The sequence below is a fragment of the Cribrihabitans neustonicus genome (genome assembly GCF_048820895.1).
Lineage (GTDB): Bacteria > Pseudomonadota > Alphaproteobacteria > Rhodobacterales > Rhodobacteraceae > Cribrihabitans_A > Cribrihabitans_A neustonicus.
The window spans coordinates 164,795-185,854 of the sequence record NZ_JBMERQ010000003.1 but is presented as its reverse complement, the minus strand read 5'-3'; the positions used below and the strand labels follow the sequence as shown (position 1 = coordinate 185,854).

The window sequence follows — 21,060 nt, the reverse complement described above, 5'->3', positions numbered from 1 at the left end:
AAACGCGATCACAGCTGGTGCCGGTGCGGCTGGCCGAGCGGGCTCAGGCGCGCTCGGAGTATTCCATAGTTTCGGTGTTGACGACGATCATCTCGTCCTGGCCGACGAAGGGCGGCACCATCACCTTGACGCCATTCTCCAGGATCGCGGGCTTGAAGGAGTTCGCTGCCGTCTGGCCTTTGACCACCGGTTCGGTCTCGGCGATCTTGCAGGTCACCTTTTGCGGGAGGGTCGCGTTCAACGCCTCGGATTCGTAGAATTCAACCACGATTGTCATGCCGTCCTGCAGGAACGGGCGGCGCTCGCCAAGCAGGTCCGCGGGCAGTTCGATCTGCTCGTAGGTTTCGGTGTCCATGAACACCAGCATGCCGTCGCTTTCATAGAGGAACTGCTGGTCCTTCTGCTCCAGCCGGACGCGCTCCACCTTGTCGGCCGAGCGGAAGCGCTCATTCAGCTTAGAGCCGTTGCGCAGGTTGCGCAGCTCGACCTGGGCAAAGGCACCGCCCTTGCCCGGCTTCACGTGATCGACCTTGACCGCCGCCCACAGGCCGCCATTATGCTCCAGAACGTTGCCGGGACGGATTTCATTGCCGTTGATCTTGGGCATGGAAAAATGCCTTTCAGATGGTTGATGTATTCTTAACAGCCCCTATATCTGGCGGGCTGTCGGCTGGCAAGACAACCTATGTCGTGTGAGCGTGCCGCAAAGGTATGCGCAATTTGCATGAATGCTATGCATCTGCGGGCTACCCGAATCGTCACGCTTCCGTCATAAGCAGCGCCACGGCGAAAATTGCAACAGCAAGAACAACAAAGGAAGCGAGATGCGAGATTTCGTTGACGGCACCGCATATAACAACGAGCAGGGCAACCGTGCGCGCAAACTCTTTGCCGCCGTTGTGCTTGCTGCTTTGGATGATGCGATCGCCGATGACAAGAAATACGGCAACGGCCCCGAGCAAATCGCCCGCTGGGCCCGCTCGCGGGACGGCCGCGAAGTGCTGACCTGTGCCGGGATCGACCCCAACGAGCGGGTGGTTTCCGGACTGATGGAATTCGTGGGCCGCGGTGTGCGGACCTCGGTTGCGCTGTCGCGCGAAGAGAGCGAGCGCCGCCACGCGGCACAGGCCGAAGCGGCCTGAAGCCGCCTGCCATGTTAGCTGAAAAGCGCGTCCCCCTGGGGCGCGTTTTTCTTTTCTGCGGGGGCAGCAGTCCGCGCTGGCCCCTGGTGAAGGCGACTGCGGTTTCAAAACGGAGAGCGGCGCATATTCGGGGCGATCTGACAGGCGGAATTGATATTTACCCCGACAGATCCTTGCGCCCTTTCGACGGAGTACTCAGCCCCGCCGAATCGCTGCCGCGCGGATGAGCGCCGCCGCCGGACCGGAAGGTGCCGGAAGCGGCACAGCCGCGCTGGACCGGCGCCGCTAACCTGCTATTGAAGGCCCGGCAGACGCGCATTTCGGGCAGAATTGGCAGGGAGCGGGCAATGGCACGGGCGATCATGATCCAGGGCACCGGCAGCAATGTCGGCAAGTCGCTCATCGTTGCGGGGCTGGCGCGCGCGTTCACGCGCCGCGGCCTGAAGGTTGCGCCCTTCAAGCCGCAGAACATGTCCAACAACGCCGCCGTCACCCCCGAGGGCGGTGAGATCGGCCGCGCCCAGGCGCTGCAGGCCCGCGCCGCCCTGCGCCCGCCGCATACCGACATGAACCCGATCCTATTGAAGCCAGAAACCGACACCGGCGCCCAGCTCATCGTGCAGGGCAAGCGCCGCGGCAGCATGGCAGCGGGCTCCTTCCTGCGCGACAAGACCGGCCTTCTGGAAGCCGCGCTTGAGAGCTTCCGGCGGCTCGCCGCTGATGCCGATCTGGTTCTGATCGAAGGTGCGGGCTCACCGGCCGAGACCAACCTGCGCAGGAACGACATTGCCAACATGGGATTTGCCTGCGCCGCACAGGTGCCTGTTGTGCTGGCCGGCGACATTCATCGCGGCGGGGTCATCGCGCAGCTCGTTGGAACCCAGGCGGTGCTGGAGCCGCAGGACCTGGAGCATGTCGCGGGCTTCATCGTAAACCGCTTCCGCGGCGATCTCAGCCTGTTCGACGCGGGCCGGGACGATATTGCGCGCCGCACCGGCTGGCCCGCGCTGGGGGTGATCCCCTGGTTCAACGACGCCTGGAAACTGCCGGCCGAGGATATGATGGACATCGCCTCGCACCGGGGCGGCGCCTGCAAGGTGGTGGTGCCCCAGCTGGAGCGGATGGCCAATTTCGATGACCTCGACCCGCTGGCGGCGGAACCCGGCGTCACCGTCGAGATCGTGCCTCCCGGCCGCGCCCTGCCCGGCGATGCCGATCTGGTGATCCTGCCCGGCAGCAAGTCGACGCTGGGCGATCTCGCCTTCCTGCGCGCCCAGGGCTGGGACATCGACATCCGCGCACACCACCGCCGCGGCGGCCATGTGCTTGGGCTCTGCGGCGGCTACCAGATTCTCGGCCGCAGCATCGCCGACCCGTTGGGCGCAGACGGCCGCCCCGGCACCGCCGAGGGGCTCGGGCTCCTGGATGTCGAGACCACGATGGCAGTGGAAAAACGCGTGACCCTGACCGAGGCTCAGACTCAAGGCAGCGGCCTGCCGGTCACCGGCTACGAGATCCACATGGGCCGCAGCACCGGCCCCGATTGCGCCCGCGCCTGGCTGAGTGTCGATGGCCGCCCCGAAGGCGCGGTCTCCCGCTGCGGCCGGGTGCGTGGCTCCTATCTGCACGGGCTGTTTTCCTCCGATGCCTTCCGGGCCGAATTTCTCGCCAGCCTGGGGCACGCCAGCCAGGCGGGCTACGAGGCCGGGGTGGAGGAAACGCTGGACGCGCTTGCGGAGCACCTCGAACGCTACATGGACCTGCCGCGTCTGCTGGAGCTGGCTGCGCCGGTGCGGCTCTGAAAGCGCCAGCCAAGGCAGCCGCAGACAGCGGCGTCCTGCGCTCTCCCGCGTTGCCTGCCTGCAATCAGGCTTTCCGGTTCGATCGAAACGCGCAACGCCTTCCCGGCGGAATTGCCGTTCCTGAAAGGCGCCTTTCGCCGCCGCAGAACCGCGCGCCGCCCAACTGGCGCGGGATTCTCACCAAAAGCCCCGGGGCGGGTCGCAGCGCGGCCCTGTCCGCTTTGCAAGCTACCGCAGCAGGCGCGCTGGAAAGGAAAGCGCAGCGGCGGAGCGCTGGCGGCTGGCCAGAGCCCGGCGCAGCCGGTGCCTCACACCGGAAATGCCGTCCTAGAGCAGGTCCTGGGTCGCCAGCACGCGGTGGATTTCCCGGCGGACCAGCTTGCGGATATTGCGGGTGATGCGCTCGCCGAGCGCGCCCTGCAGCTCTTCGCGCACGATGGCGGACACCAGATCCCGCAAACTGTCTTCATCGTGATACGCGGCCTCCGGCGGCAGAGATTCCAGTGCGGCATCGGTCAAGGCGGCTTCCGCCACGCCGTCGCCAAGACGCCCCTCGGCGTCTGCCGGCTCACCGTGCGCCCCGGTGTCAGCCGCCTCAACCTCCTTCTCCTTCTCCGGCTCCGGCTCTTCCTGCCAGGAGATGGTCCCGGCCGCGGTGCCGGAAAATGCATCCTGCGGGACTCCGTCGGGCTCCCAATCGCCGGGCGACTGGGCGACTTTGGCCTCCAGCTCGGCGATCTTCTGCAGAACTGAGGCCGCACGGCTGCCCGCGGTGTCTGAGGCGCCATTAATCCGCGGGGCAGAAGTTGCAGCGGCAAAAAGCGTGGCACGCGGATCGGCCCAGGGTGCTTCGGAACTGAATGCTTCGGCGTCTGGTGCACCAGCTGGGCCCGCATGATCTTCCGGGGCGGGCGGAACCCCGGCTGGGCCCGCCTGATCTTCCCGGACGGGCGGTACTCCGTTCCCGGCAGAGGTTGCAGGAGCGGCCTCTGCAGCCATCCTGGGACCGGCGTCAGCTTTCGCGTCCGTTATCACGTCGGCGCTTCGGAGTTGCAGGCAATCCGGCCCGGCCAGAAGGTCCAGCACCGGCGAAACGCCCGCAGCCTCCGCCCGCACCTGCGCGGCATCTGCCGCGGCTGCACCTGCGTGCCCGGACTGCTCCGGCCCCTCATGCACCCGCAAGGCCGGGGTCAGGACCAGCCGCCCAGCCGGCTTTGGCGCCGCTTCCGGCGGGCGGCCGTCCTCGCTCACCAGGCGGCGGATCGAGGACAGCACGTCTTCAATTTCGGCATGCGTAACGGGATCGGACATGTTTCGGATTACCACTCTTGCCTTTTTACGAAGAGTGTAACGGCCTTCCGGCTCCCGCACAACAATCAGCTGGATTCTCAGTTGCGGCGCAAGGCCTTGAGCACACGGTCCAGGTCTTTGCCGCGCTTGCTGACATGGGCGGGGGCGTCTTTCACGAGGTTGTAGTAGAGCGCCGGATCGTAGATCTCCACCGGCAGGCCGAGGTGAGCCGCGGTCAGCAGACCCTGCGCCTGCAGCAGCCGGTAGGCCGCCGTTGCCTGGTTGGCCCGGGCCTGCACCCGCTCGGTCTGGGCGTCGAGCAGTTCCTGCTCGGCCTGCAGCACGTCGAGCGTGGTGCGCGCGCCGAGCGTTGCCTCCTCACGGATGCCGTCAAAGGCGACCCGCGCAGCGCGCACGCGCTCGTTCGAGGAGACCAGGCTGGCACGGGCGGATTCGACATCGAAATAGGCCGCGCTGACTGCCTGCTGCACCTGGCGCTGCACGGTGACGAGGCTGCCGCGCTCTGCATCGGCGCGGGCGATCGCCTGGCGCCGCTGCGCCGCGTTGCGGCCACCGGCATAGAGGTCCTGCGTCATCCGCACGCCGATACTGGTGCTGTTGCTGGTGCTGTCGCCGTCGTTCAGATCCTCGCTGACGCCGGCCTGGGCGGACAGGCTGACACTGGGGCCGAGGTCGCGGGTTGAGGCCTGCACCACGATGTCGGCGGCTCTGACCGAGCGCTGCTGGCTCAGAAGGTCAGGCTGGTTGCGCAGGGCGATCGCCTGCGCCTTGGCAAGCGGCGAGACCTGCGGCGGCAAACTGGGCTGACCGGCAATCGGCCCGGGCGCGCGGCCGACCACCTGCGCGTAGGTCGCTTTCGCCGTGAGCAGGTCGCCTTCGGCGTCGGTCACGCTGGCGCGGGCGGCTGCCACGCGGCTTTCGGCCAAGGCAACATCAGTGCGGGTCACCTCGCCCACCTCGAAACGGTCCTGCGCGGCCTTCAGCTCTTCCTGCAGCAAACGGCGGTTGTTCCGGCGCAGGGCCACGAGTTCCTGCGCCTGCAGCACGCCGACATAGGCCTGCACGGCGCTGAACAGAACCTGCTGCTCTACACTAATCAGCTGATGCCGGGTCGCCAGAACCAGCTCCTGCGCGGCCTGGCGGCGCAGGCGGGTGGCGCCGCCGTCGTAAAGCAGCTGGCTCAGCTGCAGCTGGGTGGAGAGCGTGTTGCGGGTCGACTCGGAGAAGAAACTGCCCTGTGACGGGCCGCGCGAATAGCTGTGGCTGGCGTCGATGGTCCATTGCACAACCGGCCGCAAGGCCGACAGAGCAATTGCCGCATCCTCGTCCGCCACCCGCAACAGGGCGCGGTTCTGATCCAGGAGGCCGCTGGTGCGGTAGGCGCCGATCATCGCGTCGGTGAGATTGTCAGCCGCCGCTCTCAGCGGGGCCAGCCCAGCGGCGGCAACGCCGCCTGCAAAAACCAAAGTCTTCAGAATGCCCGCTGGAAATCTCTTCTGCATCACTTGACCAATCCTTTGCCGCGCCACCCGCCGCGGAGTGTTGCTAATGCCCGCCGCTCTTGGCGCCGGGGCGTTTGATATTGCCCGCCGCGGGCCGCTGCAGGGGCGGCTCCGCCCCCGCCTGTGCCCGTGCCCGGCTTAAAGCGCGAAAGCCCGCTCAGCCTCGAACCCCGGCAGCACCGGCGCGGTGGCGTTGAATTCAAAGCGCCAGGAGATCCGGCCCGCGCTCTTGTAGCCGATTTTCACTTCGCCCAGGGCACCGGACATGAACAGCACCGCAATCCGGCCGCCATCCTTCAGTTGCTGCTCCAGCGCCGCGGGCAGCTCTTCCACGCCGCCCTGCACCAGGATCACGTCGTAAGGCCCGTGCTCCTTGGCACCCTCGGACAGCGGCCCTTCATGCACGATTGCGTTGTCAGCAGCAGTGCCGGTCAGCAGCGACTGCGCTTCGCCCGCCATCTGCGCGTCCTCTTCGACGCCGATCACCATCTGCGCCACCTGCGCGGCAACGGCGCTGGAATAGCCCAGCCCGCAGCCCACATCGAGTACCAGCTCGTCGCCCCGGATATCCAGCGCATCGAGCATCTTGGCGAAGGTGCGCGGTTCCAGCAGCACGCGGTTGCCGCCGAGGTCCAGATTTTTGTCGGCATAGGCCGCTTCGCGCAGGCCGGCGGGAACAAATTGCTCGCGCGGGACCGAGAGCATCGCCTCGATGATCGGATATTTGGTGACATCCGAGGGCCGCACCTGGGTGTCGACCATCATGCGGCGGCGTTCGGCGAAATCGGGCATCTGCTAAACTCGTCTGTTCAGTCTGTTATTTGAGGTTGTGGCACATCCGCTGCGGCACGGCAACGGGGCCCTTGCCGGAATGCCGCGGGTGCGCCGCTGGCTGCGGCGGATAAGCCGCAGGCCGCAGCGAAACGGCGCCCGGATAAACTCCGGACGCCGCAGTCTTCATTTCAAGTTCTGAGACCCAGATCCGTGGAACCTCCCGCCGCCGCCCGGCGCGGCTCCTGCCCTACTCCGAGCAGCTGTAGCAGAAGGGCGATGAGGGGCTTTCCTTCAGCCATTCCCTGGAGATGTCATCGCCGCAGATCTGGCAATAGCCGTAGGAGCCTTCCCGCAGGCGGGCCAGCGCCGCATCGATGGCGCGCAGCTCTTCAATGCAGACCGGCGCGGATTCCGCAAGCGGCGCTGCCGCGGCGCGCCGGGCCAGGATGCCGCGGCCGGATCTGCGTGGTGCGGCGGGAATGGGCTGCGAGTCAGCCAGCCGCCCTGCGGGTCTCTTGCGCTTACCTTCAAGAAGTTCCTTCGACATGGAAAATTCCATACTTCGCCTCCTCCGCTTCGGTTGTCGCGCACCCTAACGTGGGCGCACCATAGCATATTGACCTCTACCGATGAACTCGCAGGATATGGGGGGCCCGCAATCAATGCGGAAAATCGTTCACACCCACCCGCGCCCCGGCGGCCGAAAAAGGACACAGACATGATTCGCACCGTATTAATCGCACTGGCCTGCCTCGGCCTTGCGGCCTGCGAGACCACAAAGGGCGCGGGCCGGGACATTTCCAAGGCCGGCCAGGCCATCACCGGCGCCGCGCAAGACGTGCAGAACAGCTTTTGAGTTTTTCCTGCTGATACGCTCAACACAAGGAGAACGCCCGGTCAGCCGCCGGGCGTTCGTTTTTCTGCCGGCCGCCGCCGGTCTCATTCGATCCCGAGCATCTCCTTGGCTTGGGCCAGGGTCTCGACCGAGGCGTCATGCTCGCCGGCGTCATGCAGTTCCTGGCCTTCGTCGCGCAGCTCCTGAACCCGCGCCAGATCCTCTTCCGAAAGCTCGGTGCCCGCGGCAATCGCCTCATCGATGGCGGCAATGTCGGAGGGGCACTGGCTTGCGAAAACGGGTGATGCCAGCAGGCTGAAGGCTGCGGCCCAAGTCAGGTATTTCATGATTTCATCCTCCCCAGGTGAACCGTCCGGAGGATAACACGGAACGCGGGCATTTTCATCCGGAGAGTTGCCGGGAGGCTGAGGACCGGCGGAGAGTGGCGCATAGGGACGGAGGGCCCCGAAGCCAGCAGCAGGCGGGATTGCACGCCCATGCATATCTCTCGGGAAACTTCCGGTGTTCGATTACCCCGCAGAGGGCAGCGACCGGCCTGGGCGGAGGCGATGCCGAGTCCCGACCGGGCGGAATACTGGACAACTCGGCAATAAAAACGGGGTCTTGACCCCGTCTTTCAGTTGAGTTCGGTGGGGCGCTTCCACCGCAGGAGCTGAAGTGCGGACAGCCTCAGCTGTCCATCTTCAGCGCCGAGATAAACGCCTCCTGCGGGATCTCGACCTTGCCGAACTGGCGCATCTTCTTCTTGCCCGCTTTCTGCTTGTCCAGAAGCTTCCGCTTCCGGGTGGCGTCGCCGCCGTAGCATTTTGCGGTCACGTCCTTGCGCAGCGCCGACAGGGTCTCGCGGGCGATCACCTTGCCGCCGATGGCGGCCTGGATCGGGATCTTGAACATGTGGCGCGGGATCAGGTCCTTGAGCTTCTCGCACATCGCCCGGCCGCGCATCTCGGCGCGGTCGCGGTGGACCATGGTGGAGAGCGCATCCACCGGCTCGTCGTTCACCAGGATCGACATCTTCACCAGGTTGTCCTCCCGGTAGCCGATCATCTGGTAATCGAAGGACGCATAGCCTTTGGTCACCGATTTCAGCCGGTCGTAGAAGTCGAAGACCACCTCGTTCAGCGGCAGGTCATAGACCACCATCGCACGGGAGCCGGCGTAGGAGAGATCCATCTGGATGCCGCGGCGGTCCTGGCAGAGTTTCAGCACGTCGCCGAGGTAGTCATCCGGCACCAGAATGGTCGCTTTGATGCGCGGCTCCTCCAGGTGGCCGACCTTGGACATGTCGGGCATGTCGGCGGGGTTGTGCAGCTCGATCATCTCCCCGTCCTTCATGTAGACGTGGTAGATTACGCTCGGAGCGGTGGTGATCAGGTCGATATCGTATTCGCGCTCGATCCGGTCGCGGATCACCTCGAGGTGCAGCAGGCCAAGGAAGCCGCAGCGGAAGCCGAAGCCGAGGGCGGCGGAGGTTTCCATCTCGAAGCTGAACGACGCGTCATTGAGCGCCAGCTTGTCGATGGCGTCGCGCAGGTCCTCGAATTCGGCCGAGTCGACCGGGAACAATCCGCAGAACACCACCGGCTGGGCGGGCTTGAAGCCCGGCAGCGGCTTTTCGCAGCCATTGCGGTCATTGGTGATGGTGTCGCCGACGCGGGTGTCGCGCACCTGCTTGATCGAGGCGGTGAGAAAGCCGATCTCGCCCGGCCCCAATTCGTCCACCACCTGCATCGCCGGGCGGAAAACGCCGATGCGGTCGACGTGGTGCAGGGTGCTGTTCGACATGAACTTGACCCGCATGCCCTTTTTCAGCACGCCGTCCATGATCCGCACCAGAACGATCACGCCGAGGTAGCTGTCGTACCAGCTATCGACCAGCATCGCCTTCAAGGGTGCATCGCGGGTGCCTTCGGGTGCCGGCAGATGCTGGACGATCGCTTCCAGCGTTTCCTTGATGCCCTGGCCGGTCTTGGCCGAGACCTGGATGGCGCCGCTCGCGTCGATGCCGATCACGTCCTCGATCTGCTCTGCCACCCGGTCGCAGTCCGACGCCGGGAGGTCGATCTTGTTCAGCACCGGGACGATCTCGTGATCTGCGTCGATCGCCTGGTAGACGTTGGCGAGCGTCTGCGCCTCGACCCCCTGCGTGGAATCGACCACCAGAAGCGAGCCTTCGACCGCACGCATCGAGCGGGAGACCTCATAGGCAAAGTCGACGTGGCCGGGGGTGTCGATCAGGTTCAGCACATAGGTTTCGCCGTCCTGCGCCTTGTAGTCGATCCGAACGGTGTTGGCCTTGATGGTGATGCCCCGCTCGCGCTCAATGTCCATCGCGTCGAGCAGCTGCGCCTTCATGTCCCTGTCCTGCACCGTGCCGGTCTCCTGGATGAGCCGGTCGGCAAGGGTGGATTTGCCATGGTCGATATGGGCGACGATGGAGAAATTACGGATATGAGCGAGGTCTGTCATGCGGTGGGATATGATTTGGATTTCGGCTTTGGTCAAGGTGGATTGCGTGGGCAGACGGTGGGCGGCGCACGCTTTCCCGGGCCGGGCAGAGGGCTGGGCGCCTTGCTCCCGTCACGGCTGGCGGAACGTCGCCCGTGCCTGCCGGTCCGGGGGCCCGGCCCGCTGGAATGGAGCCAGTACCATTCCCCGGTGCCATTCCATCGGACGGCCGTTCGGGGCGGCGTTCCCTGCGGAACATGTCCGCGGCCGGAACACCGCCACGCGCCGCCCGGCCGCGCCGTCCGGAAGTCCGGCTGCTGGCCTGTTACCAGCCACTGTGCGAACCAGGCGGAAATACGTTATAGTGCCGCCACGCGCCGGACGCGCGAAGCGTCCCGTACTTGGCTGCAACACTTGGAGGACACCCATGATGGATGCCGTGAAAGCTGCCGAATATGCCCGTGCGCTCTACAGCGCGCATGGCGACCGGGCCGAAGCCGAAGCCGCACAGAAAATGCGGCAATGCGAAGAGGCCGGCAAAAGTGACGAGGCCAGTGACTGGAAGGCGGTGCGCCAGGCGATCCGCTCAATGCGCGGGCCGAACCAGGCCTGACACCGCTCCGGCCGCGCCGCCCCGTGCGCGGCCGGACTGAACCGCCGGGACGGCCCGGCCGGACGCGCCCGGCAGGGTGACATCACCGGCAAAGCGCCGCCCCTCAACCCGCTTCCCCCCGCGTGCCGGACTCCTTGCTGGCCAAACTTCTGGTTAACCACGATTGAACCGCATCCGGGCCTGCGGCATACTGCGTCCGTCAAGCAGACCCGCTACTTGGCGGGCCCGAAAAAAATAGAATGGGGCACAGTTGATGAAGCATTTCCTCTTGGCCGCGCTCTGCGCGGGCAGCCTGGCAGCGGTGGCGCCGGGCTCCGCAGGGGCCGGCGTGATCGAGAACGCCTGCCGCCAGTCCGACCGCGGTGCGTCGCCCGCCCTTTGCGGCTGCATCCAGAAGATTGCCAGCCACAAGCTGACCCGGGCAGAACAGCGTAAAGTGTCGAAATGGTTCCGCGATCCGCATCAGGCCCAGGTCGTGCGCCAGTCCAGCCGCCGCAGCGACGAGCGCCTGTGGCAGCGCTACAAAGCCTTCGGCGACACCGCCGCGCGCGCCTGCAGCTGAGCCGCGGCACACCTTCCGCGCCGCATCCGCGGTACTGCAAAAGGCGCCCCAGGGGCGCCTTTTCCCGTTTTCGGGGAGTAGCGCCCGACATCTTCCCCTGCGGCAATTTTACCCGGGGGGAAAAGCGCGCCGATCCGCCCCCTTGACCGGCACCGGGCAAGGCTCAACAACACGGGCGAGGTATTGGAGCGCTAGCATGTTGATGAAAGGTGTTACCCTGCGCGGGCTCGAAGTTTTCGAGGCCCTCGCCAAGACCGGCTCGGTCGCCCAGGCAGCACAATTGACAGGCCTGAGCCAGCCAGCGGTCAGCCAGCAATTGCGAAACCTCGAGAAGGCGCTGGACTGTCCGCTTGTCGATCACGGCCGCCGTCCGATGGTACTGACCCCTGCGGGGCGTAACTTCCTCGCGCGCACCGGCGTCGTGCTCTCAGAACTGCGGCTGGCGCAGAGCGAGCTCACCGTGATGGACCTCTCGCACCTGCCGGAGCTGTCGATCGGCCTGATCGACGACTTCGACAACGACCTGACGCCGCGGCTCGCCACCATCCTGGCCGACAGCCTGACCCGCTGCCGCTTCAAGATGATCACCGCCTCCAGCCACGATGTCGTGCGGGCGGTCGAGGCGCGCGAACTGCATATCGCGGTCGCCGCCGCCAGCGGTGAGCCGCACGAGGGGCTGGTGGAATATCCGCTGGTGCAGGATCCCTTCCTCCTGGTGGCGCCGCAGGGCTTCCTGTCGTCCATCGGCGACATCACCCCGCAGCTCGCCGCCCTGCCCTTCCTGCGCTATGCCCGCGACCAGCTGATCTCGCAGCAGATCGAGGCACAGCTCGCACGCCAAAAGCTGACCTTCGAGAACCGCTTCGAGATCGGCTCGCACCTGGCACTGATGGCAATGGTGGCGCGGCGCATCGGCTGGGCCATCACCACGCCGCTCGGCTACATGCGCGCGGCCCGCTTCCACGGCGAGATCGAGGTCTTCCCGCTGCCCTTCGGCCAGCACGCGCGCACGATCTCGCTGTTCACCGCCGCCGATTGGGCGGGCCGGGTCCCGCAGGACGTGGCCCAGGCAGTGCGGCGGCTGGTACACTCGCAGATGATTAGCCCGGCGGTGCAGCAGCTGCCCTTCCTGGCGCCGGACTTCCGGGTGATTGAGGACTAGGCCCTCACTGCGCCGCCTTCAGCCGCTGCTTCAGCCCCTGCGCCGCCGCCTCGATCAGGTCGAGGCAGCCGTCGAAATCGCGGGTGTAGTACGGGTCGGGAACGTGGTCCGCGGCCGCTTCTGGCGCAAAGTCGGTGAACAGCTTCACCGGCGTAGCGCTGCCGGCCGGGCGCAGCGCCTCGATATCGCGGAGGTTTTCGCCATCCATTGCGACGATCAAATCGAAAGCGGCGAAGTCCTCTGCCCGGAACTGCCGCGCCCTTAGGTCCGAGATGTCCAGCCTCCGCGCCCGAGCCGCCGCCTGCATCGGCCCGTAGGGCGGCTCGCCGATGCGGTACGAAGACGTGCCCGCGCTGTCGGTCTGCACCTCCGGGCACAGCGCGCGGAACACTCCCTCGGCTGCGGGCGAACGGCAGATGTTTCCTAGGCAGACAAACAGAATGCGGGTAGGCATGGGAATGGGGCTCCTTAGGTGCAGGCCCCGTGATAGGAGGTTTGGCGCAGATGGAAAAGCCTGCCGCAAAACTGGTGATCCTGACCGGCGCCGGGATTTCCGCCGAAAGCGGGCTTGGCACCTTCCGCGACGAGGGCGGGCTTTGGGCGCAGCACCGGATCGAGGATATGGCAACACCCGAAGGGTTTGCCCGCGACCCCGCACTGGTGCAGGGCTTCTACAATGCCCGCCGCGCCCAGGCGGCGGAGGCCGCCCCCAATGGTGCGCACCGTGCACTCGCCCGCCTGCAGGCCGAACACGAGGGCGAGGTGGTAATCGTCACGCAGAACGTCGACAGCCTGCACGAAGCGGGAGGCGCGCAGGGCGTGCTGCACATGCATGGCACGCTCGCAGGCGCGCTCTGCGCCGCCTGCGGCCACCGCTGGCAAGCGCCGCTTCAGATGCAGCCGCAGGAGCCCTGCCCCGCCTGCGCGGCCCCCGCAGGCCGCCCGGACGTGGTCTGGTTCGGCGAGTTTCCCTATTTCATGGAGGAGATCTGCGCGCATCTGGCGGAGGCGGATCTCTTTGCCGCCATCGGCACCTCCGGCGAGGTTCACCCTGCGGCGGGCTTTGTCGAGGAGGCACGAATGGCGGGCGCGCATACGGTGGAGCTGAACCTCGCGCCGTCCGCCATGGCCAGCCGCTTCGCCGTGCGCCGCTTCGGCCCGGCCAGCGAGATCGTCCCCGCCTGGGTAGCGGAGCTGCTCCGCTAGCCGCCGGGCGGCAAAATGCCCGCAGGCCAGGCATCCGGGCTTTAGGCGCGGAGGAGGGCCGCAGCGCAGCCTGCCGCCGCGCCCGCCCCTCTGCGGAACAAGTGTCAGTTGGAGTGGCCGGAGTGATCCAGACCGCCATGCGCCTCCGGCTTGCGCTCCAGGTCCACCGGCACCTGCAGGGTGATCTCGCCCGCCTTCTCGAAGACCAGGGTCAGCGGCACGGTATCGCCATGTTCCAAGCTGCGCTTCAAGCCCATGAACATCACGTGATCGCCGCCGCGTTTCAGCGCATGGCCTGCGTCGGCCGGAATGGAAATACCGTCCTCGACATGACGCATCTTCATCACGCCGCCGTCGCCAGCCTCATGCGTGTGCAGCTGCACCCGCGCCGCCACGTCCGAGCGTACTTCAATGAGCCGGTCGTCCCCGGCGCCGTTGTTAGCGATCTTCATGAAGGCTGCGCCAGCCTTGGCGGCCTTGGAGGCGACGCGTACGTAGGCATCCTCCACCATCACTGTTTTTCCTTCCTCCGCCAGAGCGGCTAACGGCAGGAAGGAAAGAGTGCAGGCGGCGGCGGCCGTAAAAACGAGTGATTTAAGGGACATGATCTGTCTCCTTCTGAATATCAGTGCATGTCTTTGAAGTGTCTGTTGGTGCAGGATCAGACCATCGCAGGCGGCGCACGGGCCCGGACAGACAAGCGCGCGCGGCTCCGCGGCAGGACCGGCTGCGCGCCGGAGCCCGCGGGCGTGGCACTTCGGCGCCAGAGCGCCAGCTGCGCGGGATACACCGCCAGTGCATCCAAAGGCTGCATAACGCAGTCGGGGCACGGGTGCGGCGGCGGCACCTGGCGGCCTTCGCTGTCAACGTAGAGAGTAACCGCACCGTTGCCGGTGCAGATCACCATCTGCTGCGCCGCCATCCCGCCGCCCTGCGCCGCTGCGGCGCCATGCGCAGCGAGCGCGGCAGTGAGGGCCAGCAGCAGGCCGAAATATGCGCGAGAGAGCCGCTTCATACCGGCAGATATGCCGCTGGGCGCGGACGCCCGCAAGGCCCGGCAGCGCACCACGGCCGCGGCAGATCGCGCACAGGAAAACGCCGCGCATGATCTCTCATGCGCGGCGCGTCAAATCCGGTGATCCGATGAAGGGATCAGGCCAGGGAAATCAGGCCTGGGCGGCCTGCGCCTTGGCGATCTCTTTCTTCACCTTCAGCGCGTTGGCAGACAGCTCTTCGTCCTTGGCTTTTGCCAGGAAGGCGTCCAGGCCGCCGCGGTGGTCAACCGAGCGCAGGGCGGCTGCGGAGATGCGCAGCTTGACGCCACGGCCCAGAACTTCGGACTGCAGGGTCACATCGTTCAGGTTGGGCAGGAAGCGGCGCTTGGTTTTGTTGTTGGCGTGGCTGACATTGTTGCCAGTCATCGGGCCTTTTCCGGTCAGTTCGCAACGGCGCGACATATCATCATCCTTCGTTTCTCGAGGTCCGGGCAGCCCGGATCCAAATCACAAGGGGCGCGGCCATTGGCTGCGCCCGAAAACTGGTTGGATGCGTGTAGGAGGAATCGCCGCCGGGGTCAAGCCGTATGCGTTCGTTTTATGGCCCGTCCAGCATCTTGCCGCCCAGCATAGGGCATGGCCCCGGGCGGGGCCATGCCTGAGGCGGGGATATATCGGGCCAGAAGAAGGCTCAGGCCGCGCCGAGACTTTCGAGCATGGCCTGCGCCGCGGCAGAGGGGCTGTCCTCGCCGCGCGCCACTGCCTCCGACAGGGCCGCCATACGGGCCTTGGCCTCCGGGGTGTCCAGCCGCGCCAGCAGCGCCTGGCGCACCTCCTGCGCAAACCAGTAGCGGGCCTGCTGCGCCCGGGTGCGGTCCCAATGGCCGGTCTCCCGCCGCCAACCGGCCAGCGCCTGAATCTCCTTCCAGGCCTCCTCCAGCCCATGCTCCTCCACTGCGGAAACCATCAGCGCCTTCGGGTAGCCCTCGGGATCCTGCGACCGCTTGCGCAACAGCCGCAGCGCGCCCGCGTAGTCGGCGCAGGTGCGGCTCGCCACCGGCTTCAGGGCGCCGTCAGCCTTGTTGACCAGAATCAGGTCGGCGATCTCCATGATGCCGCGCTTCACCCCCTGCAGCTCGTCGCCGCCCGCGGGTGCCAGCAGCAGGAGGAACAGGTCCGACATCTCCGCCACCACGGTTTCCGACTGGCCAACGCCTACCGTCTCGATCAGCACCACGTCGAAGCCCGCGGCCTCGCACAGCGCCACCGCCTCGCGGGAGCGGCGGGCAACCCCGCCCAGGTGGCTCTGGCTGGGGGATGGGCGGATGAAGGCGTTCGGCTCCCGGCTGAGCCGCTCCATCCGGGTCTTGTCGCCCAGGATCGAGCCGCCGGAGCGTGCCGAGCTCGGGTCCACCGCCAGCACCGCCACCCTGAGGCCCATCCCCGTCAGCATCATGCCGAAGCTTTCGATGAAGGTGGATTTGCCCACGCCCGGCGTGCCGGAGAGCCCGATGCGCAGCGCCTGGCGGTGACGCTTGGCGAGGCTTGCGAGGAGCTCCGTGGCCTGGGCGCGGTGATCCTCGCGGCCGCTTTCCACCAGGGTGATCGCCCGCGCCAGGGCCCGGCGGTTGCCCTCCAGTATCCGCTCGCTCAGCTCTGCAATGTCCATCCGCCTTCCCTTCGCGCTCATTCGGCCGTAGTTGACGCAGCAGCGCCCCCAATGTCCAGAGGCCGAAGCCTTGGCGCATACCCTAGCGCACCGCCGGCGCCGGCGCAGGCGGCAAAACCGCCGCAGCGCAGGGGTTTTGCGCAAACCTCCTGCGGGGCCGGATGCGGCTGCGCTAGACCTTGCCGCCGCCATTGGCGATAAGGCGCGTCATGACCAGCGCCAGCACCAGCCCCATGACACGACTGCCAATCGACGACGCCCTGCCCGCCCTGCTCGGCGCGCTCCGCAGCTGCGGGCGCGCCGTGCTGCAGGCCCCGCCCGGCGCGGGCAAGACCACGCGGGTGCCGTTGGCGATGCTGGAGGCAGGGCTGATACAGGGCCGTATCGTGATGCTGGAGCCCCGCCGTCTCGCCGCCCGCGCTGCGGCCGAGCGCATGGCCGAGACGCTGGGCGAGCGCGCGGGCGGGACCGTGGGCTACCGCATCCGCGGCGATGCCAAGGTCTCCAAGGCCACCCGCATTGAAGTGGTGACCGAGGGCATCCTGACCCGGATGCTGCAATCGGACCCGGACCTGCCGGGTGTGGGCGCGGTGATCTTCGACGAATTCCACGAACGCTCGCTCAATGCCGACCTCGGCCTCGCACTTTGCCTCGAGGTCTCGGGCGCCCTGCGCGAGGATCTGATGCTGCTGGCGATGTCGGCGACGCTGGACGCCGGGCCGGTGGCGGCTCTGATGGAGGCGCCAATGGTGACCTCCGAAGGCCGCAATTACCCGGTGGAGACGCGATGGCTTGACCGCCCCCTGCCCGTCCGGGCGCGCCGCCTCGATGCACTGGTCGATCTCGTAGTGCAGGCCGAGGCGGAGACCCGCAACCCCTCCGGCGATCCCGGTGGCGGCATCCTCGTGTTCCTGCCCGGCGAAGGCGAGATCCGCCGTGCCGCTACTGCGCTGGAAAAGCGCCTGCCGGGCAACTGCCGCATCCGCCCGCTGTTCGGCGCCCTGCCCTTTGCCGAGCAGCGCGCCGCCATCCGCCCCGAGCCAGAGGGCCGCAAGGTGGTGCTGGCGACCTCGATTGCCGAGACCTCGCTCACCATCCAGGACATCCGCGTGGTGGTGGACATGGGCCAGGCCCGGCGCGCGCGGTTTGATCCCGGCGCCGGCATGTCGCGGCTGGTGACCGAAAAGGTGACCCGCGCCGAGGCCACCCAGCGCCAGGGCCGCGCGGGCCGTGTGGCGGAGGGCATCTGCTACCGGCTTTGGACCCGCGGCGAAGAAGGCGCGCTGATGGCCTTCCCCCCCGCCGAGATCGAAGCAGCCGACCTGACCGGGCTGGCGCTTGAGCTCGCGCTGTGGGGCGCGGGGTCCGAAGACCTCGCCTTCCTCACCCCGCCGCCAGAGGGCGCGCTGGCGGAAGCACAAGGGCTGTTGCGGATGCTCGGCGCGCTCGACAGCCGGGGCCGGATTACCGCGCATGGCAAGGCGCTGGCCGCACTGCCGCTGCACCCGCGGCTCGGCCACATGCTGCTGCACGCAGGCCCGGCCGCGGCGCCGCTCGCCGCGCTTCTGGCCGAGCGCGACCCCCTGCGCGGTGCGCCTGCCGATCTCTCCCTGCGGCTGGACGCATTGCGCGATCCCCGCATGTTCGAACGAAGCCGCCCGTACCAGCTCAGCCGGCAAGTGCTGGAGCGCATCAAGAGCGAGGCGCGGCGCCTGGAGAATCAGGCTGGCAAAACCGCCCGCACGCCGCTCTCCCCCGCCGCTATGGCCGCGCTTGCCTACCCCGACCGCATCGGCCAGCGCCGCAAGGGCGAGGCGCCGCGCTTCGTGCTTTCGGGCGGTAAGGGCGCGGTGCTGGACGAGGCCGACACGCTCGCCCGCGCGCCTTTCCTGGTGGCACTCGACACCGACGGCAACCCGCGCGAAGCCAGGATCCGGATGGCAGCACAGATCCCGCTGAGTGAAATCCGCGAGCTTTTCGGGGAGCAGATCGCTTGGGCGGAGATATGCGAATGGTCCCGCCGCGAGCGCCGGGTGGTGGCCCGGCGGCAGGAACGCCTCGGTGCCATCGTGCTGGAGGACCGGCTTTGGAAGGACGCCCCCGAAGATGCCGTGGCGCGGGCAATGCTCGACGGTGTGCGCGACCTCGGGCTGCGGCTGGAGGGCGCGGCGGCGCGGCTGGCGGCGCGGGTGGAGCTGGTGCGCGGTGACGGCCACGACATGCCCGATTTCTCTGTCTCCGGCCTTATGGCGCGGCTGGAGGACTGGCTGCTGCCGATGCTGGGCGGAGTGAGGACGGCTGCTGACTGGAAACGCTTCGATCTCCTGCCCGCGCTGCAGACCGCGCTCACATGGGAGCAGACCCAGCTCCTGGATCGCGAAGCCCCGGGCAGTTTTGTCACCCCGCTGGGGCGCAAGATCCCAATTACCTACGGCGGAGAAGACCCCGAGATCGAGGTGCGCCTGCAAGAGCTATTTGGTGTCACCCGGCATCCCTCGGTTGGCGGTGTGCCCCTGAAGATCACGCTCCTGTCGCCGGCCCAGCGGCCGATTCAGATCACCCGCGACCTGCCCGGGTTCTGGGAGGGGTCATACGCAGACGTGCGCAAAGACATGCGCGCGCAATACCCCAAGCACCCCTGGCCCGAAGACCCGGCAAGCGAAGACCCGACGCTGCGGGCCAAACGACGCAAATAGGGGCCCTCATTGCGGCGGCAGGCAGAACGCCGTGCTGCCCGGCCCAACCGCCCCGGGCGCATACCCCTTGCCCCCCGCGGCGGACGGAAGCCGCCCTGGCCGGTCCCCCCCTCTGGCGGCCTTCAGCGCAACCCTGCCGTGCGCCGCGCACAGGCATTAACCTTGCATTCAGGGCTTGCCTCTATATTATCTGTCCACTTGACCCGACGGCACCATAACAACAGCGAAAAAGGCTGAGCAGTCATGACCCGCACCCTGACCCGCGCCTGGGAGGAAATCCTGAGGCCGCTCCTGCAAAGACCGAACCGCTTGCAAGTTGCCGCGCTCTGCTACCGCGAAGGTGCGCAGGGCAAGGAGGTTCTGATGATCACCAGCCTCGGCACCGGGCGCTGGATCATCCCCAAGGGCTGGCCGATCACCGGCAAGGACGGCCCCGGCTCCGCATTGCAGGAGGCCTGGGAGGAGGCAGGCGTGGCCAAGGCCGAAATCTCGTCCGAGCCGATCGGGGAATATTTCTACCTCAAGCGCCGCGGCAATGGCACCGAGGAGCCGGTGACCACCCTGATCTTCGCCGCCGAGGTGCAGCAGCTGGCTGACGACTACCCCGAAGCCAAAAGCCGCAGACGCGAGTGGATGACGCCCGAACAGGCCGCGGAACTGGTGCATGAGCCGCAGCTGCAGGCCGTATTGCGTCAATTGTAAAAATTATGTGACATTTTTACGACGAAAGCTTGCACCTGCCCGGGCGGGGCGTTAGGCGCCGGCGCAACCTGCCACAACCGGGATCATGCAAGATGAGCGACGCACCTGAGCGCCCGCAATGGAATACGCTGGATAAGGATCTGAACCGGATCTCCCAGCTGGAACTGGCCACCTCCTATGTCTCCCGCCCGCTGGTGGCGCCGGGGATCGCGCTGGCCTTCATCGTCCTCGCCGGGCTCGCCGCGGGCGTGCTGTTCGGCGGCTCCTCCACCAGCCTGGTAGTGGTCGCCGCCGCTGCCTTCGGCGCCTATATGGCGATCAACATCGGCGCCAATGACGTTGCCAACAACATGGGCCCCGCCGTTGGCGCCAACGCGCTGACCATGGGCGGCGCCATCGTGATCGCCGCCGTCGCGGAAAGCGCGGGCGCGCTTCTGGCGGGCGGCGACGTGGTCTCGACGATCTCCAAGGGCATCATCGACCCGGCCGCGGTCGGGGCCGGCAACGTCTTCATCTGGGCGATGATGGCAGCGCTGATCTCCTCGGCGCTCTGGGTGAACCTGGCCACCTGGGTCGGCGCGCCTGTCTCCACCACCCATTCGGTGGTCGGCGGCGTACTGGGCGCCGGAGTCGCCGCCGCGGGCACTGCCGCAGTGAACTGGCCCACCATGGGCAAGATCGCCGCCAGCTGGGTGATCTCGCCGGTGCTGGGCGGTATTATTGCCGCGCTGTTCCTTGCCTTTATCAAGGCCAAGATCATCTACCAGGACGACAAGATCGCCGCCGCGCGCCGCTGGGTGCCGGTGCTGGTGGGGATCATGGCAGGCGCCTTTGCCGCCTATCTGGCGCTGAAGGGGCTCAAGAAGATCGTCAAGATCGACCTGCAGACCGCGCTGCTGATCGGCGCCGCAATCGGCGCGCTGTCCTATGTCGTCACCGCGCCGCTCATCAAGCGCCAGTCCAAAGGCATGGAAAACCGCAACAAGTCTCTGAAGGTGCTGTTCGGCCTGCCGCTGGTGATTTCCGCGGGCCTTCTGTCCTTTGCCCATGGCGCCAACGACGTCGCCAACGCCGTCGGCCCGCTGGCGGCCATCGTGCACGCGACCGAATTTGGTGCCGCGGCGGCCAAGGTGGCCATCCCCACCTGGGTAATGGTAATCGGCGCCTTCGGTATTTCCTTCGGCCTGTTCCTCTTCGGTCCCAAGCTGATCCGCATGGTCGGCAGCCAGATCACCAAGCTGAACCCGATGCGCGCCTACTGCGTGTCGCTCTCGGCAGCGATCACTGTGATTGTGGCCAGCTGGCTCGGCCTGCCGGTTTCCTCCACACACATCGCGGTGGGCGCGGTGTTCGGCGTCGGCTTCTTCCGCGAATGGCACATGGAGCGCCGCCTGAAGAAATCCGCCGAGGGCCGCCCGCCGGAGAACCGCATCGCGCCCGAGGAACGCCGCCGCCGCAAGCTTGTGCGCCGCAGCCACTTCATGACCATCGTCGCCGCCTGGGTGATCACCGTGCCCGCCGCGGCGTTGCTTTCGGCAGTAATCTATCTGCTGTTGAATACGATGGTGGGCTGACCGCGCCCGGCAAACGCAGAACCCCCCGCGCCGTCCGGCTGCGGGG

Annotated in this window: 22 protein-coding genes; 10 read left to right on the top strand and 12 right to left on the bottom strand. The window is 67.0% G+C overall.

Annotated features, from left to right (window positions below):
• Positions 1-43: 43 nt before the first annotated feature.
• A complete protein-coding gene (gene efp, locus ACOHWE_RS10360) occupies positions 44-607 on the bottom strand; it encodes an elongation factor P (protein WP_420666170.1) in 564 nt (187 codons plus the stop codon).
• A 217-nt stretch (positions 608-824) separates the two neighbouring features.
• On the opposite strand from efp, the gene ACOHWE_RS10355 reads away from it, so the two are divergent.
• The gene (locus ACOHWE_RS10355; RefSeq protein ID WP_420666169.1) at positions 825-1,142 is read left to right on the top strand and encodes a DUF6280 family protein; all 318 of its coding nucleotides are present in this window, start codon (positions 825-827) and stop codon (positions 1,140-1,142) included.
• 347 nt (positions 1,143-1,489) lie between these two features.
• The gene (locus tag ACOHWE_RS10350) at positions 1,490-2,944 is read left to right on the top strand and encodes a cobyric acid synthase (protein WP_420666168.1); all 1,455 of its coding nucleotides are present in this window, start codon (positions 1,490-1,492) and stop codon (positions 2,942-2,944) included.
• Between the two features lie 327 nt (positions 2,945-3,271).
• Here the strand turns inward: ACOHWE_RS10350 and ACOHWE_RS10345 are convergent, their stop codons facing one another.
• The 4 genes from ACOHWE_RS10345 to ACOHWE_RS10330 form a co-directional block, all read right to left on the bottom strand.
• Positions 3,272-4,255, bottom strand: coding sequence for a hypothetical protein (locus ACOHWE_RS10345; RefSeq protein ID WP_420666167.1), 984 nt, complete (start codon positions 4,253-4,255; stop codon positions 3,272-3,274).
• A 77-nt stretch (positions 4,256-4,332) separates the two neighbouring features.
• Positions 4,333-5,757 carry a TolC family outer membrane protein gene (locus ACOHWE_RS10340; protein WP_420666166.1) on the bottom strand — a complete coding sequence of 475 codons (1,425 nt, stop codon included), beginning with the start codon at positions 5,755-5,757 and terminating at the stop codon, positions 4,333-4,335.
• Positions 5,758-5,895: 138 nt separating this feature from the next.
• On the bottom strand, positions 5,896-6,549 hold the full coding sequence (locus ACOHWE_RS10335; RefSeq protein WP_420666164.1) for a protein-L-isoaspartate O-methyltransferase family protein: 654 nt from the start codon (positions 6,547-6,549) through the stop codon (positions 5,896-5,898).
• A 229-nt stretch (positions 6,550-6,778) separates the two neighbouring features.
• Positions 6,779-7,090 (bottom strand): TraR/DksA family transcriptional regulator, encoded by a 312-nt coding sequence (locus tag ACOHWE_RS10330; RefSeq protein WP_420666163.1) that lies wholly within the window; start codon positions 7,088-7,090, stop codon positions 6,779-6,781.
• A gap of 159 nt (positions 7,091-7,249) precedes the next feature.
• Between ACOHWE_RS10330 and ACOHWE_RS10325 the strand changes: the two genes are divergently transcribed.
• Positions 7,250-7,387 carry an entericidin A/B family lipoprotein gene (locus tag ACOHWE_RS10325; RefSeq protein ID WP_420666161.1) on the top strand — a complete coding sequence of 46 codons (138 nt, stop codon included), beginning with the start codon at positions 7,250-7,252 and terminating at the stop codon, positions 7,385-7,387.
• An 83-nt stretch (positions 7,388-7,470) separates the two neighbouring features.
• Here ACOHWE_RS10325 and ACOHWE_RS10320 read toward each other — a convergent pair whose 3' ends face one another.
• Both ACOHWE_RS10320 and lepA read right to left on the bottom strand, forming a co-directional pair.
• Entirely contained in the window at positions 7,471-7,713 is a 243-nt protein-coding gene (locus ACOHWE_RS10320; RefSeq protein ID WP_420666160.1) for a hypothetical protein, read from the bottom strand.
• A 343-nt stretch (positions 7,714-8,056) separates the two neighbouring features.
• Complete coding sequence (lepA, locus tag ACOHWE_RS10315; protein WP_420666158.1) at positions 8,057-9,856, bottom strand: translation elongation factor 4; 1,800 nt, start codon at positions 9,854-9,856, stop codon at positions 8,057-8,059.
• 409 nt (positions 9,857-10,265) lie between these two features.
• On the opposite strand from lepA, the gene ACOHWE_RS10310 reads away from it, so the two are divergent.
• From ACOHWE_RS10310 to ACOHWE_RS10300, 3 genes are all read left to right on the top strand, one after another.
• Positions 10,266-10,448, top strand: coding sequence for a hypothetical protein (locus ACOHWE_RS10310; RefSeq protein ID WP_420666156.1), 183 nt, complete (start codon positions 10,266-10,268; stop codon positions 10,446-10,448).
• A gap of 253 nt (positions 10,449-10,701) precedes the next feature.
• Positions 10,702-11,010 (top strand): hypothetical protein, encoded by a 309-nt coding sequence (locus ACOHWE_RS10305; protein ID WP_420666155.1) that lies wholly within the window; start codon positions 10,702-10,704, stop codon positions 11,008-11,010.
• 196 nt (positions 11,011-11,206) lie between these two features.
• On the top strand, positions 11,207-12,172 hold the full coding sequence (locus tag ACOHWE_RS10300) for a LysR family transcriptional regulator (protein WP_420666154.1): 966 nt from the start codon (positions 11,207-11,209) through the stop codon (positions 12,170-12,172).
• Positions 12,173-12,176: 4 nt separating this feature from the next.
• Here ACOHWE_RS10300 and ACOHWE_RS10295 read toward each other — a convergent pair whose 3' ends face one another.
• Complete coding sequence (locus tag ACOHWE_RS10295) at positions 12,177-12,626, bottom strand: low molecular weight protein-tyrosine-phosphatase (RefSeq protein WP_420666153.1); 450 nt, start codon at positions 12,624-12,626, stop codon at positions 12,177-12,179.
• A 50-nt stretch (positions 12,627-12,676) separates the two neighbouring features.
• On the opposite strand from ACOHWE_RS10295, the gene ACOHWE_RS10290 reads away from it, so the two are divergent.
• Positions 12,677-13,378, top strand: coding sequence for an NAD-dependent deacylase (locus ACOHWE_RS10290; RefSeq protein WP_420666152.1), 702 nt, complete (start codon positions 12,677-12,679; stop codon positions 13,376-13,378).
• Positions 13,379-13,482: 104 nt separating this feature from the next.
• On the opposite strand, the gene ACOHWE_RS10285 is transcribed toward ACOHWE_RS10290, so the two are convergent.
• The 4 genes from ACOHWE_RS10285 to meaB all read right to left on the bottom strand — a co-directional run bounded on the left by ACOHWE_RS10285 (position 13,483) and on the right by meaB (position 16,042).
• Entirely contained in the window at positions 13,483-13,983 is a 501-nt protein-coding gene (locus ACOHWE_RS10285) for a copper chaperone PCu(A)C (RefSeq protein WP_420666151.1), read from the bottom strand.
• Between the two features lie 56 nt (positions 13,984-14,039).
• Complete coding sequence (locus ACOHWE_RS10280; protein ID WP_420666150.1) at positions 14,040-14,393, bottom strand: hypothetical protein; 354 nt, start codon at positions 14,391-14,393, stop codon at positions 14,040-14,042.
• Positions 14,394-14,544: 151 nt separating this feature from the next.
• Positions 14,545-14,835, bottom strand: coding sequence for a 50S ribosomal protein L28 (rpmB, locus tag ACOHWE_RS10275; protein WP_019296104.1), 291 nt, complete (start codon positions 14,833-14,835; stop codon positions 14,545-14,547).
• A 229-nt stretch (positions 14,836-15,064) separates the two neighbouring features.
• Positions 15,065-16,042 carry a methylmalonyl Co-A mutase-associated GTPase MeaB gene (gene meaB / locus ACOHWE_RS10270; protein WP_420666149.1) on the bottom strand — a complete coding sequence of 326 codons (978 nt, stop codon included), beginning with the start codon at positions 16,040-16,042 and terminating at the stop codon, positions 15,065-15,067.
• A 233-nt stretch (positions 16,043-16,275) separates the two neighbouring features.
• Between meaB and hrpB the strand changes: the two genes are divergently transcribed.
• From hrpB to ACOHWE_RS10255, 3 genes are all read left to right on the top strand, one after another.
• On the top strand, positions 16,276-18,738 hold the full coding sequence (gene hrpB, locus ACOHWE_RS10265) for an ATP-dependent helicase HrpB (RefSeq protein ID WP_420666148.1): 2,463 nt from the start codon (positions 16,276-16,278) through the stop codon (positions 18,736-18,738).
• A 243-nt stretch (positions 18,739-18,981) separates the two neighbouring features.
• On the top strand, positions 18,982-19,440 hold the full coding sequence (locus tag ACOHWE_RS10260) for an NUDIX hydrolase (RefSeq protein WP_420666147.1): 459 nt from the start codon (positions 18,982-18,984) through the stop codon (positions 19,438-19,440).
• A 92-nt stretch (positions 19,441-19,532) separates the two neighbouring features.
• Positions 19,533-21,014, top strand: coding sequence for an inorganic phosphate transporter (locus ACOHWE_RS10255; protein WP_420666146.1), 1,482 nt, complete (start codon positions 19,533-19,535; stop codon positions 21,012-21,014).
• Positions 21,015-21,060 lie beyond the last annotated feature (46 nt).